The organism is Clostridium sp. OF09-36, from assembly GCF_003481985.1.
GTDB lineage: Bacteria > Bacillota > Clostridia > Lachnospirales > Lachnospiraceae > Brotaphodocola.
On the sequence record NZ_QUMD01000001.1, the window covers coordinates 163,615 to 179,054 of the forward strand.

Annotated in this window: 16 protein-coding genes; 5 read left to right on the forward strand and 11 right to left on the reverse strand. The window is 49.4% G+C overall.

All coding sequences use genetic code 11. The features are described 5' to 3' along the window. Window positions 1–23: 23 nt before the first annotated feature. From DXA97_RS19965 to DXA97_RS00765, 4 genes are all read right to left on the reverse strand, one after another. On the reverse strand, window positions 24–1,154 hold the full coding sequence (locus DXA97_RS19965; RefSeq protein ID WP_182436759.1) for a polysaccharide deacetylase family protein: 1,131 nt from the start codon (window positions 1,152–1,154) through the stop codon (window positions 24–26). Between the two features lie 201 nt (window positions 1,155–1,355). Next, window positions 1,356–2,573 (reverse strand): dicarboxylate/amino acid:cation symporter, encoded by a 1,218-nt coding sequence (locus tag DXA97_RS00755; RefSeq protein WP_118718229.1) that lies wholly within the window; start codon window positions 2,571–2,573, stop codon window positions 1,356–1,358. An 18-nt stretch (window positions 2,574–2,591) separates the two neighbouring features. Continuing rightward, entirely contained in the window at window positions 2,592–3,752 is a 1,161-nt protein-coding gene (locus DXA97_RS00760; protein WP_118706679.1) for a UxaA family hydrolase, read from the reverse strand. 17 nt (window positions 3,753–3,769) lie between these two features. Next, a complete protein-coding gene (locus DXA97_RS00765) occupies window positions 3,770–4,075 on the reverse strand; it encodes a UxaA family hydrolase (protein ID WP_118718230.1) in 306 nt (101 codons plus the stop codon). A 231-nt stretch (window positions 4,076–4,306) separates the two neighbouring features. On the opposite strand from DXA97_RS00765, the gene DXA97_RS00770 reads away from it, so the two are divergent. Next, window positions 4,307–5,257, forward strand: a complete 951-nt coding sequence (locus DXA97_RS00770; protein WP_118718231.1) for a LysR family transcriptional regulator — start codon at window positions 4,307–4,309, stop codon at window positions 5,255–5,257. Here DXA97_RS00770 and DXA97_RS00775 read toward each other — a convergent pair. From DXA97_RS00775 to DXA97_RS00805, 7 genes are all read right to left on the reverse strand, one after another. Then, complete coding sequence (locus DXA97_RS00775) at window positions 5,249–6,976, reverse strand: PHB depolymerase family esterase (RefSeq protein WP_118718232.1); 1,728 nt, start codon at window positions 6,974–6,976, stop codon at window positions 5,249–5,251. The two genes, DXA97_RS00770 and DXA97_RS00775, sit on opposite strands and share 9 nt — an antisense overlap. Before the next feature lie 42 nt (window positions 6,977–7,018). After that, window positions 7,019–8,344 (reverse strand): SLC13 family permease, encoded by a 1,326-nt coding sequence (locus DXA97_RS00780; protein WP_118718233.1) that lies wholly within the window; start codon window positions 8,342–8,344, stop codon window positions 7,019–7,021. A gap of 148 nt (window positions 8,345–8,492) precedes the next feature. Further along, window positions 8,493–9,275 (reverse strand): PHP domain-containing protein, encoded by a 783-nt coding sequence (locus DXA97_RS00785; RefSeq protein WP_118718234.1) that lies wholly within the window; start codon window positions 9,273–9,275, stop codon window positions 8,493–8,495. Beyond that, on the reverse strand, window positions 9,272–9,622 hold the full coding sequence (locus tag DXA97_RS00790) for a hypothetical protein (RefSeq protein WP_118718235.1): 351 nt from the start codon (window positions 9,620–9,622) through the stop codon (window positions 9,272–9,274). The genes DXA97_RS00785 and DXA97_RS00790 overlap by 4 nt, the downstream gene beginning before the upstream one ends. A gap of 53 nt (window positions 9,623–9,675) precedes the next feature. Then, window positions 9,676–11,001, reverse strand: coding sequence for a [Fe-Fe] hydrogenase large subunit C-terminal domain-containing protein (locus DXA97_RS00795; protein WP_118718236.1), 1,326 nt, complete (start codon window positions 10,999–11,001; stop codon window positions 9,676–9,678). Window positions 11,002–11,087: 86 nt separating this feature from the next. After that, a complete protein-coding gene (locus DXA97_RS00800; protein WP_118541632.1) occupies window positions 11,088–11,513 on the reverse strand; it encodes an ATP-binding protein in 426 nt (141 codons plus the stop codon). Next, entirely contained in the window at window positions 11,513–11,860 is a 348-nt protein-coding gene (locus DXA97_RS00805) for a DRTGG domain-containing protein (RefSeq protein ID WP_118718237.1), read from the reverse strand. The genes DXA97_RS00800 and DXA97_RS00805 overlap by 1 nt, the downstream gene beginning before the upstream one ends. 281 nt (window positions 11,861–12,141) lie before the next feature. Here DXA97_RS00805 and nuoE point away from each other — a divergent pair, with 281 nt between their 5' ends. From nuoE to nuoF, 4 genes are read left to right on the forward strand one after another with little or no spacing between them, the layout of a single operon-like run. Continuing rightward, a complete protein-coding gene (gene nuoE / locus DXA97_RS00810; protein WP_118718238.1) occupies window positions 12,142–12,636 on the forward strand; it encodes an NADH-quinone oxidoreductase subunit NuoE in 495 nt (164 codons plus the stop codon). Between the two features lie 3 nt (window positions 12,637–12,639). Further along, window positions 12,640–13,197, forward strand: coding sequence for a sensor histidine kinase (locus DXA97_RS00815; RefSeq protein WP_118706659.1), 558 nt, complete (start codon window positions 12,640–12,642; stop codon window positions 13,195–13,197). A gap of 58 nt (window positions 13,198–13,255) precedes the next feature. Then, the gene (locus DXA97_RS00820; protein ID WP_118541624.1) at window positions 13,256–13,633 is read left to right on the forward strand and encodes a (2Fe-2S) ferredoxin domain-containing protein; all 378 of its coding nucleotides are present in this window, start codon (window positions 13,256–13,258) and stop codon (window positions 13,631–13,633) included. 12 nt (window positions 13,634–13,645) lie between these two features. Next, window positions 13,646–15,433, forward strand: a complete 1,788-nt coding sequence (gene nuoF / locus DXA97_RS00825; protein WP_118718239.1) for an NADH-quinone oxidoreductase subunit NuoF — start codon at window positions 13,646–13,648, stop codon at window positions 15,431–15,433. The last annotated feature ends 7 nt before the right edge of the window (window positions 15,434–15,440 follow it).

Here is a 15,440-nt window from a genome sequence, read left to right on the forward strand (position 1 = left end):
GATTCATTTCCGAAATCCGTTTATTAATTGAAACTGGAGTATAGCTTCCCGGCCTCAAGCGTCTTTCCTTTTGCTGCCGCCATCTGGCTCACGGTCACCATCTGGAAGCCACGTTTGTGAAGCTCCGGCACAATACGCAAAACTGCATCTCCGGTCGAAGCGTAAAGCTCATGCATCAGGATGATATCTCCGTCTTTGACATGGTTCAACACGGCAGCTACCGTCTTGTCCGCATTTCTGGTCTTCCAGTCGAGTGTATCCACATTCCACTGGATCATCGGCATTCCGGCATTTGCCATTACGGTTGCGTTATGGTTTCCACCCGGGAGACGAAGCAGGGTCGGGCGGACACCACAGGCTGCCTGGATCGCATCATTTCCCTGGTTGACCTGCGCCTGGATCTGTGCTGCACCAAGTTTCTGCAGGTATTTGTGGTTCATGGTATGGTTTGCGACCTCGTGTCCCTCTGCCACCATGCGCCGCACCTCTGTCTTGTAGGAGCCAACACGGTCACCCACCATAAAGAAGGTTGCCTTTCCGCCATACTGCGCCAGACAATCCATAATGCGGTTTCCAACAGACGGCTGCGGTCCGTCATCGAAGGTCAGAGCCACCATCGGTCTGGACGGGTCTACGGTTCCTGCCTGCTGCGCTGCAGCCTGTCCCGCGTCCGCCGCCTGGGCTGCGTCCTGCGCCGCCTTCTCCTCCGGCAGTACCGGTGTCACCGGATCACTCTTGATGCCGCCAGGACCCTCCGGGATGCCGGTCACCTCACCTGCAGAAACCGGCGCGGAAGATGCGTTTGTTTCTGCTGTTCCCGGCGCTGCGGTCTGGTTCTGGCCGGATGTAATGGTCGGGGACTGGTGTAAGTTGGCGCTGTCTGACTGCTGAGCTGTCTCTGCTGCAGTCGGTGCCTGGCTCGCTGCGTTTGCCTGTGTCGGTGCCTGATTTGATGCTGCCGCCTGGTTATCGTTGCCAGCCGGTGCCTCTCCCGCAACAACACCAGATGACTGAACTGCCTCCTGTGCTGCCTCCTCCGGAGTCTGCACACTCTGATTTACGCCTGCAGTAACCACCGGCGCTGCATATGCAGGCTGTGCTGCAAGCAAAAAGCTGAGAGCCGCTCCCAGTGTGATCCATTTTTTGAGTTTCATTTTCCCATTCCTCCCCTATCTTCTTGTATCATAATTATTCAGCTGCATCACTGCTGTCTTATCTGAGTTCTATCTTAATCGAAATTCACTACTGAGGCAACCATTTCACCTGCTTTGTAATGAATTATTAAGACTTTGCAAAACAGGGCATTCCGCAATATCACGGAATGCCCCTGGCAAAAATGGGATTTCACTATTAGATTATTTCTGCGGATGCAAAGCACCTTCACTCTTTGCTACCACAACTGCTGCCGCTGCGTCACCGACAATATTCGGAATAACACGGGCCATATTCAGAATACGGTCGATTCCGGCTAACAGACCGATCGTCTCTAACGGAAGGTTTACCGCATTCAGAACGATTGTCATCATGACGAGACCGGATCCCGGGATTCCTGCTGTACCGACAGATGCCAGGACTGCAGTCACCATAACCATGATCTGCTGGGTTACAGTGAGTTCGATGCCGAATACCTGGGATGCGAAAATAACTGCAACTGCCTCGTAAATTGCCGTACCATTCATGTTCATGACTGCGCCGAAGGGAATGACGAAGTCTGCGATCTTATCATCGACACCAAGTGCCTTGGTACATTTTAAGTTCAGAGGAATGGTTGCTACACTGGAGCAGGTTGCGAATACGAACAGAATTGCTTCTTTCATGGTGCCAAAGAATTTCACCGGGCTGATGCCGCCGTAAAGCCCAACCATCAGACCTCCCTGCACGATGATCGTAAACAGCGCACAGGTCAGATAACATGCTCCGATGGTCTTAATATAAGGAAGAAGAACATCCATGCCGTACTTTCCGACGATGTTTGCCATCAGACCAAATACCCCATACGGAGTAAATTCCAGAACAATGTTGGTGATTTCTTTCCATGCTTCGGTCCATGCGCGGAAGAAATCCAGTACCGGAGCCCCCTTGTCTCCCAGTTTGATGAGGGAGAATCCCAGCAGAAGAGCAAAGCAAATGATCTGCAGCAGGTTCTGCTCACTTAAGGAATTGAATGGGTTGGTCGGAATGATGTTCATCAGCGTGTCTGCAATGCTCGGGATTTCCTTTGCATCATAAGCTGCCTGCGTTTCCATGACAAATCCCGCACCGATCTGCATCACGTTGCAAAGTACCAGGCCAATGGCTACCGCTACAGCAGTACCGCCAAGGAAGATTGCCAGCGTCTTTCCGCCAATCTTACCAAGTGTCTTGAAATCTTTCACATCGGCTGCTGCACAGATCAGAAGTCCCAGAACCAGCGGCGCAACTACCATAGTCAGAAGTCTTGTCAGGATGGTTCCCAGAAATGCAAGTTTCGTTGCGGATTCGCCCAAAATGACACCTGCTGCGATTCCCAATACAAAACCAATCATGATTTTTGTAAAAAGACTTAATTTGTTCCACATCTTAATCGGATTCATCGCATTTTCTCCGCCTTCCTAGACAAACCGGCATACATGGTCTACTGCGATGTCAGAAAAACCATATGCCTCTGCTTTTGTCATTTTTCCATTGCAAACCTGATTGATCTCTTCTAACAGCATTTTTCCGCTCTCCTGAATCGTAGCGGTTCCATCCATAATGCCGCTTAAGTCGACATCCATATTGTCTTCCATCATCTGATAGGTCCGTTTGTTTGCGGTCACCTTCAATACCGGAGCAATCGCATTTCCGGTTGGGGTTCCGCGTCCGGTCGTGAAGACAACGCAGGCACATCCTGCTGCTACCATGGATGTTACGGAAGAAATATCATAACCTGCCGTATCCATAACGATAGCGCCGTGCTTCGTTGGGCGTTCTGCCTGCTCAAGCACTTCTACGATCGGTCTGGTACCGCCCTTGCGGATACAGCCCAGGCTCTTCTCATCCAGAGTGGAAAGACCGCCAGCCTTATTGCCTGGTGTCGGCTGTCCGGCACGGCAATCCTGACCTGCTGCCTTCAAATGTTTTTCATAATCTTCGCATACTTTGATGATCTGGTTATGGATTTCCGGAGTTGCCGCACGCTTTGCCAGCAGATGCTCACCGCCAATCCACTCAATCGACTCACTCATGATGGTGGAAGCACCAAGATCTACCAGAAGGTCGCTCAGTTCTCCTACTGCAGGGTTGGAAGCGATTCCGGAGGTTGCATCAGAACCGCCGCACTCGATTCCCATAAGCAGTTCGGAAATGTCACACTCCTCTTTCTGAACAAGCGCTGCCTGTGCAGCCATATCTCTTGCAGCACGCACTGCTTTTTCAATGGTCTTTAAGGTGCCGCCCTCTTCCTGGATACCAAACGATACCACCGGTTTGTCGGTCATGGCCTGAATTTTTTCTCTCAATTCTTTATGCGGAACAGTCTCACAGCCCAGTCCGATGATCACAACTCCGTATACGTTCGGGTTGCAGGCAAAACCGGTCAGAACTTTCTGCGACATTGCCGTGTTTGCAGCAACATCGGAGCAGCCCGTGTTAAACACAATGTTAACGGCTCCTCTTACCTGACTAGCTACAATGCGGCTGGATTCACTTCCGCAGGCACAAGCCGGTAAAATTAATACATGATTTCGAATTCCTACACGTCCATCTGAACGACGATAACCCATAAATTTCATAACTTTCCTCCTAATTTTTATGCCTCCGGCACATACTCACTTTCATAATCACGCGGAACACTGTAAATATTTTTGTGATCTACCAGGCAGCCTTTTCCGATCGGAGACATTGCTTTTCCAATCAGCTCTCCATATTTATAAATTTCTGCCTCCTTCGCAACTTCCTCCAGTGCGATCTTATGTCCGAATGGGATATTTTCTTTCGCATCCACATTCAGGAACGCATCTCCATTTCGGTAGCAAACCGTTTCGCCAGCCGCAACATCCCGCACGCAGGTCACTACGTTGTCTTTGGGATCCAGCATAATTGCATCAATCTTCATCTCGACTCCTATTCTCCGAATTATCCGGTTTTGACACAATATGATGTTGGGTTCAAAAATTGTCTTGTGCACAAGCTTCCAACGGATTTCCAATCTTTTTGCCCCTGATACCATCATCGTTTTGTGTCAGGTTTTTATTTTTTCTGTTGTCCTTATTATAAGTTCGCGCTATAATTAAATCAAATTTATCGTTTTTATTTTATTATAAATCAATTTTATACGAGGTATCTTATGCAGCAGGAAATGAAATATATCTATACCGTATATCAGAAAGGCAGCTTCTCCAAAGCCGCTGAATCCCTTTACATGACCCAGCCCGCCCTCAGTATTTCCATCCAGAAAGTAGAAACTGAGATCGGCATGCCTTTATTTAACCGCGACAAAAAGCCTCTGGAATTAACAGAGGCTGGAAAACTTTATATTGAAAAAATCCGTCAGATCATGCACCTGGAAAACGAATTGGCCCAACAGCTTGGAGACCTGACGTCTCTTAAAACCGGCAATCTGCGTGTCGGAGGATCCCATTATTTTAATTCTTATATTCTGCCTCCGGTCATTGCAGATTTCAAAAAAAAATGGCCCGGCATCGATCTGCAGCTGACCGAAGCCGGGTCCAATGAACTTTTGGATATGCTGAAAGAAGATCTGATCGACCTGACCTTTAACTGTACACCAGATCCTCATGATAAATTACGCCGGGTTCCAGGTTTCAAAGACACGATTCTCCTGGCTGTCTCTACCCGTTTTCCAGTCAACGACCACTTAAGAAAGGCTGCGCTTACCACCAGCGATATTCTTTCCCACCGTTATCTGGAAGAAAATTGTCCGGCTGTCACGATGGAAGCATTTGCTGATACCCCATTTATTTTACTCTCTCCCGGAAACAACCTGTACAGCCGCTCCCAGATTCTTTTTCAGGAAGCAGGCGTTATACCTCCGGTTGCCATGCAGGTTTCCCAGCTGGTCACCGCTTACCACCTGGCACAGTCCGGAATCGGAGCTACCCTCATCAGCGACTGGATGGTTATTGGAAAACACCCGGAAATGGTGTACTACAAAATTGATTCTCCGCTTGCATCCCGTGTCTTTGATATTGTAACTCCGGGAAAAAACTATCTTTCCAATGCGCAGAAGGCTTTTATTGCGCTGTTCCAGGAATATTACAAAAATTCACTATTGTAAGATCACTTTTTTCCCGCGATAATACGTATTTCCTTCTTCATCTTTCGTAAACTGGCACAAAAACTGGTCATAGGAGATCCAGCTTTCCTCTGGATAATTGGCATGGACCATATTTGACACCACACCAGCCACCAGCATCGGAATGCCCTGCTCATTTGGGAAAGAATACCAGGTGATGGGGCAATCCGACCAACTTTCCACTCTGGAAATATCCAGATGCCTGCTCTTAATCTTTTCCATTAATGCAATGCGCATACTTGGTGCCGGTGAAAACGGCAATTCCGGATCTTCCTGATGCGAAGCACATAAAAAATCCTGGTCTCCGTAAATCCACATTGTCGGAACGGTCCGGCTGCCCGGCTGATAATTCGTTTTCGTGATATCGTTTGAACGCAAAGCAGACCATGGCGCCACTGCAGTAAAAATATCTCCGGCTGCATAGCCAAGCACATCGCTCATCATCCCGCCGCTGGACTGTCCCATGGCATAGACACGACTCTGGTCGATGCCATAGCGGGTCTGGATATCTGCATAAATCTCCCGGATAAATTTCACATCGTCGATCGACTTTCCCTGATATTCCCCGCACCAAAGCAGCACATTTCTTAATCCATGCTCTTTTTGCTGGTAAATTCCAGCCTGTGGGATTACGGCAATAAACTGTCGTTCTTCTGCAAGAGCGGAAATTCCACTCAGGTCAAAGAAGGTTTCTGCGGTACCTCCGCGTCCATGAAATACAAAAACAAGCGGCCATGTTTTATCCGGTGTGCAGCTGGACGGCACATATTCATACCAGGTACGCATGATGCCGTCCACCTTCTTTTCCCATTTCACTGCCCCGCAGGCAATCGGGTCTTTGAAATAACGCAGACACTTTCTGCCCTGTCCTCTGTGACGACGTGCTAGGCCAATATACTCCCATGCCTGTTCTATGTACTTCACGGAAAAATCTTCTGTGTCAACTGCAACCCGGACCTGCGCAATATACTCTTCATTCACCTCACTGCGGACCCTGACCGGAGTCGGAGCCCAGATTTCATCTGCCCCACCTCCGGACAATGCGATTCCGGTCACGTGATTTTGCTCTTTCCAGTATGCGATCGCAGAACAATTCTCCCGGCTGTTTCGTTCTGATATCCGCATCCAGACCGGAAGCTGCGCCCTCGTTCCCATGATTTTCAGTTCTACTTCGCCCTGGCTTTCCTCCCCATGCAATATCTGTGCATCCTGAGTAAGATTTCCATTCAGCTCGCCGAACGTCATCAGTCCGCTCCACTCACTGGCCATACGTTTTGCTGCCTGATGCGCTGCAAACGAAGCATCCCCGATTCCACAAAGATAAATATTATCCTGCATAGTAATGTAAAAGTCTCTCGCCTGGATCGTCACATAAATCGCATTCAGATAATCTGCATCACTTCCGTCCGGATTCCAATGATCCTCCGGATAAGCCACATGCAGAAACAGCTGTTTTTCCTCTGCAAAATCTTTTAAACCAGAAGTTTCCAGATATGCTTCCGGATGCACCCCGGAAGGAATTGCGGTTACCAGACATGGCTGACAGTATTCCAGATTTTCCGGAATATACGTGAGAAATCTGCGCGATGTGCCATGAACCAGCGTATGCTCTTCAAATAAACCATGGACCAGCGTCCGGTTTGGATGCATCAGATCTACCTCAAGATCTGCCATGCAGGAAGGAAATGTTTTTGCTTCCATATTTCTTTGCCTCCATATTATATTTTGTAATCGCTGTTCTGCTTAGAACGGATATACCGTCATGATCCAGAAAATATTTACCAACGATAAAAGAATCGCCGGAAACACGGACTGCTTCAACTGAGACTTCACATCGTATCCACCGATATCCATAATCATCGGAACACACGCAGTTGCCATTGGCGTCATAAATGCGGTACAGCAGGCTGATGCAATCAGAAGCACCGGTTCAACACAGCTTACCCCCATACCCTTACATGCAAGAATCGCGATCGGCTGGAACGTTGCCATAACCGTACGGTTCTGCATGATCTGGGTGAGGAAAAACGGAACCAGATAAAATACAGCACCTACGAGATACGGATTCCCCAGATTTCCTGCAACCGAAGCAATGGCTCCACCAATCAGATCTCCACCACCAGTATTCGCCAGGGCAGATCCCATGCAAAGGCTTCCTGCAATCAAAAAACCGAGATCCCACGGAACAGACGCAAATGCTTCTTTACTGGAAAGAACGCCAGTCAAAACCATGATCACAGCACCTGCAAGTACAATTTCCCAGGAAGCCAACGGTGCCAGACCCACCGCCTGTAAACCTGCATTCAACTGCGTGTTGAAGATCAATGCCAGACTTACCAAAAAGAATACCAGATATCCACATTTTTCTTTAGCAGGAGATAACGCTTCTGCTTTCTTATTCTTTACAGCCAGATCTGCTCCATTTTCCATCTGAATCACAGGTTGTTCCGGTGAAAAACGATAGCCAAGGAATACACAATAAATAACCAGTACCACAAGGCTCATCCAGCGTCCTTTAAAAAGATCTGTGACAGCCAGCTGATACTCTGCGTAGTCATTTGCTGTAATATATCCATTTAATTCTGCAAACATCGCAAGTGATCCGCCTACCGGAATAATTCCACAAGCTGCGATGCAGGTAAGACCAACACAGAACGTAACTTTGCTTGGACTAATATGTAATTCCTCACAACTCGCTGCCACAATCGGAGCCATAATACAAAACGCTGCTGCCGCACTTCCGGTTAAAGTCGCCGCAAGGACGGATGCAAAGATAAAGCCAAACATAACTTTTGTAATGCTTCCCTTAGACAGTACGTTTACACTTCGTCCGATCATCTTAACAAACTGTGTCTTGTTAAATCCAGCGGATACTACAAACATACTGAGCACCATAATGACATTGCTGTTTCCAATATTGCCCAATGCATCCTTCGCTGAAATGCAGCCTGTCAGCAGAAACAAAAGCATACTGCACGCCGCAACTGTGCCAAGTGTCATTTTCCCCCAGACATAACCCAGGATTGTCAAAAGACAAATGACAAGGCAGATTCCTAATAATTGATTCATGACTCTTCTCCTGTTCCCCATAAATTTATCTATGGTGTTTTTACTTTTAGCTACATTATAGGAATCTGCCTGTTTAAAATCAAATTTATAGATTTTATTTTATTATAAATTCATTTTATGCGCATGAAAATTTTACATATTATTACTATTACAATTCTCCCCTCAGATACGCGATCACCCCAGCCGCACTACGCTCCTTCACCGCCATGGTATACTCTGCCTCATGGATATGTTCCAGATAATGTGCGTCGGAGTTACAGATCGTGCGGCACTGTGTAAGATATGGATTGCTCTTTTGCAGCTTGGAAAGCTTTTCCATGTCGTGCAGCTCGATGGTTCTAAACTGGCTCTCCGGCGGCACAAAGCCCAGATTCGAGAGCAGGCTGTTGGCATTTTTATCGATATGGGCCGGGATCATGATGCCACCGTACTGCCCAGCCACAATATCCCAGAGTTCATCAAAGGAAAGCGATGTGCTGTTGATCAGCAGGTTCGGCTCGATGCCGATACAGATGTCTTCTTCGTTCATGATCTGCTGCTTTCCAAAGATGTCTTCCCGGTTTGGAAATTTTATCAGTTTTTCATAGACAAACCGGTCAAACTCCAGCGCAGCGGAAAGCTCCGGGAAAAGGCAGACTGCATGAACTTCCTCTGCCGTGGTCAGTTCCATGCCCGGAATGACCAGAATTCCATACTGTTCCGCCAGCTTCATGACCGCTGGACAGTTTTTGCAGGAATTATGGTCCGTCACTGCGATCACATCCAGCCCTTTGATCGCTGCCATACCCACAATATTTCCCGGTGTCATGTCATCGTCCCCGCATGGAGAAAGACAGGAATGGATATGCAGGTCATAGCTCAGGGTTGCGCAATCCGAACATCGTTCCGACAGTTTTTCCTGCGCCTGCACCGCATGCGCATCCCGGTTCATAATTCCTGCTCCCCACCCTGCATCTGCTGCCAGATCCAGAGTGCCGCGTCAAACACCGGAAGCTCCGTAGCCAGCACCGTAATGTCCTGCTGCGCTGCTTTCTTTTTTGCTGTCTCATCCAGCGCAGCATCTTCCGCCAGCACAATACAGGCCGCATCTGCCAGCGTGGCCACGGCCAGTGTATTCATATTTCCCATAACCGTGACCCAGACACATCCGGCCGGAGCCTTTCCCATGGCTACACTAAGAAGATCGCAGCAAAACGGGGTCGTAATTTTCCGCTCCAGATCATCGCCTGCATGGATTACCTGAAATTTTTTACTGTCAAGAAGCTGTTTTACGTTCATAATTCCTCCTTATCACCTGTCTTTTTGCAGGCCTTTTCTGCACATTCTGTCACTCAGACTGTGTTTTCTCCTGTGTTTTCGTCCGCATTTTCGCTTTTTTCACGTTTTTGTTCCTCCAAGAACTTCTGCATCCGCTCCTTCATCACATACACACAGTCCTCTTCCTTCGCCTCGCCTCTTGCAATATCCTCTGCAAGTGCCCGGCAGGATGGCGCCCCGCAGGCACCGCAGTCGAGTCCCGGAAGCTGTTTGCTCAAAGCCTCAATCCGGCTTAAACGGGCAAAGCTCTCCATCATGCTTTCGCCCAGGTTGTAGACCGGCTCATATTCAACATTTTCTGTCCATGGGAGCAAGCCTTCTGCTTTCTCCTCAGTCTCTGCATCCATATGACTTCTTGCAACCGGCATATACTTGCGCAGATGTTTTAGCTTTACTTCGGCAACATAAGGGTTTTCTACCGTCAGCACTCCTCCTACACAGCCGCCGCTGCAGGCATCCAGCTCCACAAATTTTAAATCGGTAAATTTCTGGTCTTCCATATCCTCCAGCACCCGGATGACATTTTCTATTCCATCTGCCGCCAGATAACTCTCCGTAAACAGACCTCCGGCCTCTCCGCCGCTGTGTCCCCAGCTGATGCCGATCTTGCCGGAAATGCTGATATTTTCCGGATCTTCCTCCACCTGCTTCATATATTTTAAAAGCTGCGGATATACATCCTTGATCGCAAACACACAGTCGATCTCACTCTTTTTTGTCCCGATCGGAGATCTCGCATAAGTCACCTTGGACGCACACGGGGAAAGGAAACAGATTCCGATTTTTTCCCTTGGAAGTCCTGTTTTTTCCATAGCCCGCTTCACTGCAAGTCCCGCTGCCACTTCCACTGGCGGATTTAACGGCAAAAGATGCGGGATCAGATTCGGAAAACGCACCCGGATCAGCCGTACCACGCTCGGACAGGCCGTACTGATCAGAGGCAGCTGTTCTTCGTGTTCGGTTATGTAAGAGCGGGTTGCTTCGCTGACCAGCTCCGCCGCGGCACTCACCTCAAACACATCGTCAAAGCCCATATGCAAAAGGGCATGCAGCACAATGTTGATATCGTCCAGATTATTAAACTGGCTATATAAAGAAGGGGCCGGAAGCACCACCGTATATTGAAAACGATTCATTTCCTCAAGCGGATCATAAACCGCATGCTTTGCATGATGCGGGCATACCCGGATACAGGCTCCGCAGTCGATGCAGAACTTTTTGTTGATCCGGGCTTTTCCATCCTGCACGCGGATGGCCTGGGTGGGGCAGCGTTTGATGCAATTGATGCAGCCTTTGCACAAGTCCTCATCCAGACGTACGGAATGGTAAAACTTATCCATCCGTTCTCACCTCCAACTATCATTTTGTTGCCGTTCGCATGCTGTACACCAGCAGCGGGATTTTTCCAGTCCCGCCCGGCACATGCTCACCCAAGTAATACTTCCATCGTGATCTTGGTCCCGACGCCAATCTCTGTCTCTATTTTCATATCATCGGTATATTTTTTCATATTCGGAAGTCCCATTCCTGCTCCAAAGCCAAGATTTCGTACCTCATCCGGTGCCGTGGAATAGCCCTCCTGCATGGCACGCTCAATATCCGGAATGCCAGGACCTACATCATCTAAGATCATCCGGACCTTCTGCGGCGTGATTTCTACCGTGATCTCACCGCCCTTTGCATGAATCACCATATTGATCTCGCCCTCATACATGGCAATGGCAACCTTGCGCACGGTCGCCGGGCTGATGCCAAGCTGCTTCAATTTCCCTTTTACATCACTGCTGGCCTCCCCCGCCCGGGTAAAGTCATCTGCCGAGATATGATACTGTAATACGATCGCATTTTCCATTAGACTGCACCTCCGCCTAATCCCGCCTGGTAGAGCATACCGCAGGTGGAATACATGCGATGCCCCGTTTCCATGACAATAAGTTCACGTTCTTTTGCCATGGAAAGAATCGTCTCATCTGGTTTTTTTTTGCGGACAAAGATCACACACACAATGTCTAACATCTCTGCAGTCCGGATCACCTGCGGATTGCACAGTCCTGTAATGAGGACCGAATGATCTTTGGAAAAAGCCAGCACATCGCTCATCATATCGGATGCGCAGGCGCTTGTGATCTCACGGTCCAGAAACGCTTCTCCCGTAAGGACTCTCGCCCCGAGGATTTTCTGAACATCTCTTGCTGTCATAAGCAGATTCCCCCTGTCATAGGATACCTGTAAATGATCGCAGATGGCTATAACCGGCCATATTGATTTAGCCATTTTCCGTCATTTTTTTAGGTTTTATTTTGTCACATTTTTGTCAGACTAAACATATTTCCAAGGTAAGAATATCATCTTTTCTGTTAATAATCAACAAAAAGATGAATTGCGTTTTTAAATTAACACAGAAAATTTGTAGATTTTTTTTCATCTTCATGTTAAGATATTATAAACATTTCACAATAGCAATAAGGAGGAGGGTTACCATGGCTTGTAAAAAAGAATGTGTTCCTTTCAGCGGAACCCCCGAGCAGGAAGCGGCTCTGAAAAAGGTGATTGCTGAATTGAAAGACACCAAAGGCGCACTGATGCCGATCATGCAGCAGGCGCAGGAAATTTACGGCTATCTGCCGATCGAAGTCCAGACTATGATTTCCGACGAAACCGGAATCCCGTTAGAAAAAATCTACGGCGTTTCCACATTCTATTCCCAGTTTGCCCTGCAGCCAAAGGGCAAATATCAGATTTCCGTATGCTTAGGCACAGCCTGCTACGTCAAAGGCTCCGGTGCGATCTTTTCCAAACTGGAAGAACTGCTCGGCATCACCAACGGGGAGTGCACCCCGGACGGACGTTTTTCCCTGGATTCCTGCCGCTGTGTCGGCGCCTGCGGACTGGCTCCGGTCATGATGATCAACGACGAAGTTTACGGACGGCTTACCCCGGACGATATTCCTGGCATCCTTGCCAAATACCAGTAGCCTATGATGCCGGAAATTTCTTTGAACATTCTTGATGTAGCAGAAAATTCCACCCGGGCAGGCGCATCTTTCATCCGGATCACGGTAGATATCCAGCCGGAAACGGACAGGCTGACCGTCATCATTACTGACGACGGCTGCGGCATGACAAGCGAACAGTTAGAGCGGGTCACGGACCCATTCTACACCAGCCGCACAACCAGAAAAGTGGGGCTCGGTGTTCCTTTTTTCAAGCTCGCTGCGGAAAGCACCGGCGGAAGCTTCCGGATGGAGTCGGAACCCGGGAAAGGAACCACGGTCACCGCGGTCTTTGCACTCGGTCACATCGACCGGATGCCGCTTGGCGACATGACTGCCACCATCCACACCCTGATTCTCGGGCACCCGGATACCGATTTTCTCTACCGTTACCGTTATCGTCAAAATGAATTCACGCTCGACACCCGCGAAATGCGAGAAATCCTGGGCGGCGTTCCTTTTGACGCACCTGAAATTTCCAATTATATCAGGGATTATCTGACAGAAAACAAACTCGAAACCGACGGAGGAGCTGTTTATTAAATTTGGATTACAGGTCTGTTTTCCAAAAACCCCGTCAGAACAGGAGGATTAATCGAACATGAAAAGTCTTGAAGAATTAAGAGCGATCCGCGAGAGAATGCAAAGTCAGGTCAGCATGCGTGCGGAAGACCACACCCACACCCGCGTTGTGGTCGGCATGGCTACCTGCGGCATTGCCAGCGGCGCAAGACCGGTCCTTAACACCCTTTCCACACTCGTTCAGGAAAAAGGTCTGACCGATAAAGTTTCCGTTACCCAGACCGGATGCATCGGTCTTTGCCAGTATGAGCCGATCGTAGAGGTCATGGAACCTGGCAAACCGAAGATCACCTACATTAAGATGAATGCAGACAAGGCAGCCGAGGTTGTAGAGCGCCACCTCATCGGCGGACATATCGTAGAAGAATACACATTAAATTCAGCAGATCTGAAATAAGGAGGAAAGCGGATGTATCGTTCACATGTATTGGTTTGCGGCGGAACAGGCTGTACCTCCTCCGGAAGCCAGCAGATTATGGAAACCTTAAAAGAAGAGATCAAAAAAGCCGGACTGGAAAAGGAAGTCTCCGTTGTCCAGACCGGATGCCATGGTCTCTGCGCCCTGGGTCCGATCATGATCGTCTACCCGGACGCAAGCTTCTACTCTATGGTCAAGGTAGAAGATATTCCTGAGATCGTTCAGGAGCACTTATTAAAAGGACGTGTCGTTACCCGTCTTCTTTACCAGGAGACCGTTACCCCGGCCGGCGTCAAGGCTCTTATCGACACCAACTTCTACAAGAAGCAGCACCGCATCGCACTTCGCAACTGCGGTATCATCAACCCGGAAGTCATTGAAGAGTACATCGGAACCGGCGGCTACGCTGCCCTCGGTAAGGTTCTCACCGAGATGACTCCGGACGACGTCATCCAGTGCCTGTTAGATTCCGGCCTGCGCGGACGCGGCGGCGGCGGATTCCCGACCGGCCTCAAATGGAAGCTGGCAAAGCAGAACGATGCCGACCAGAAATACGTCTGCTGTAACGCCGACGAGGGTGACCCGGGCGCATTCATGGACCGCTCCGTCTTAGAGGGCGACCCGCACGCTGTCCTGGAGGCTATGGCGATTGCCGGTTATGCGATCGGCGCAAGCCAGGGCTACATCTACGTGCGTGCAGAGTACCCGATTGCCGTTGAGCGACTGAAAATTGCAATCAAACAAGCTCGCGAGATGGAGCTCTTAGGCAAAGATATCTTCGGCAGTGGCTTCGATTTCGACATTGACCTGCGTCTCGGTGCCGGAGCATTCGTCTGCGGCGAGGAAACCGCCCTCATGACCTCCATCGAAGGCAACCGCGGCGAGCCAAGACCGCGTCCTCCGTTCCCGGCACAGAAGGGCCTGTTCGGCAAACCGACCATCTTAAATAACGTAGAAACCTTTGCAAACATCCCGCAGATCATCTTAAATGGTCCGGAATGGTTCGCTTCCATGGGTACCGAAAAATCCAAGGGCACCAAGGTCTTCGCCCTGGGCGGCAAAATCCACAACACCGGTCTGGTCGAGATTCCGATGGGTACCACCCTGCGCGAAGTCATCGAGGAGATCGGCGGCGGTATTCCGAACGGCAAGAAGTTCAAGGCGGCACAGACCGGCGGTCCGTCCGGCGGATGTATCCCGGCGAAGCATTTCGATATCCCGATTGACTACGATAACCTCATTTCCATCGGTTCCATGATGGGCTCCGGCGGCCTCATCGTTATGGACGAGACCGACTGTATGGTAGACATCGCAAAATTCTTCCTGGAGTTCACCGTTGAAGAATCCTGCGGCAAATGTACACCGTGCCGTATCGGCACCAAGCGCATGCTGGAGATCCTCACCAAGATCACCAAGGGCACCGCAACCATGGAAGACTTAGACAAGCTCGAAGAGCTCTGCTACTACGTCAAGGAAAACTCCGCCTGCGGTCTTGGCCAGACGGCTCCAAACCCGGTGCTTTCCACCCTCCGCTACTTCCGCGATGAGTACGAGGCACATATCAAAGAGAAACGCTGTCCTGCAGGCGTCTGCAAGGCCCTGCTCTCCTACCACATCGACGCAGACAAATGTAAGGGCTGTACCCTGTGTGCAAGAAACTGCCCGGTTGGCGCCATCATCGGCACAGTCAAGAATCCGCACATCATCGACACCGACAAGTGCGTCAAGTGCGGTGCCTGCATGGAGAAATGTAAGTTCGGCGCAATCTACAAACAGTAATGGAGGA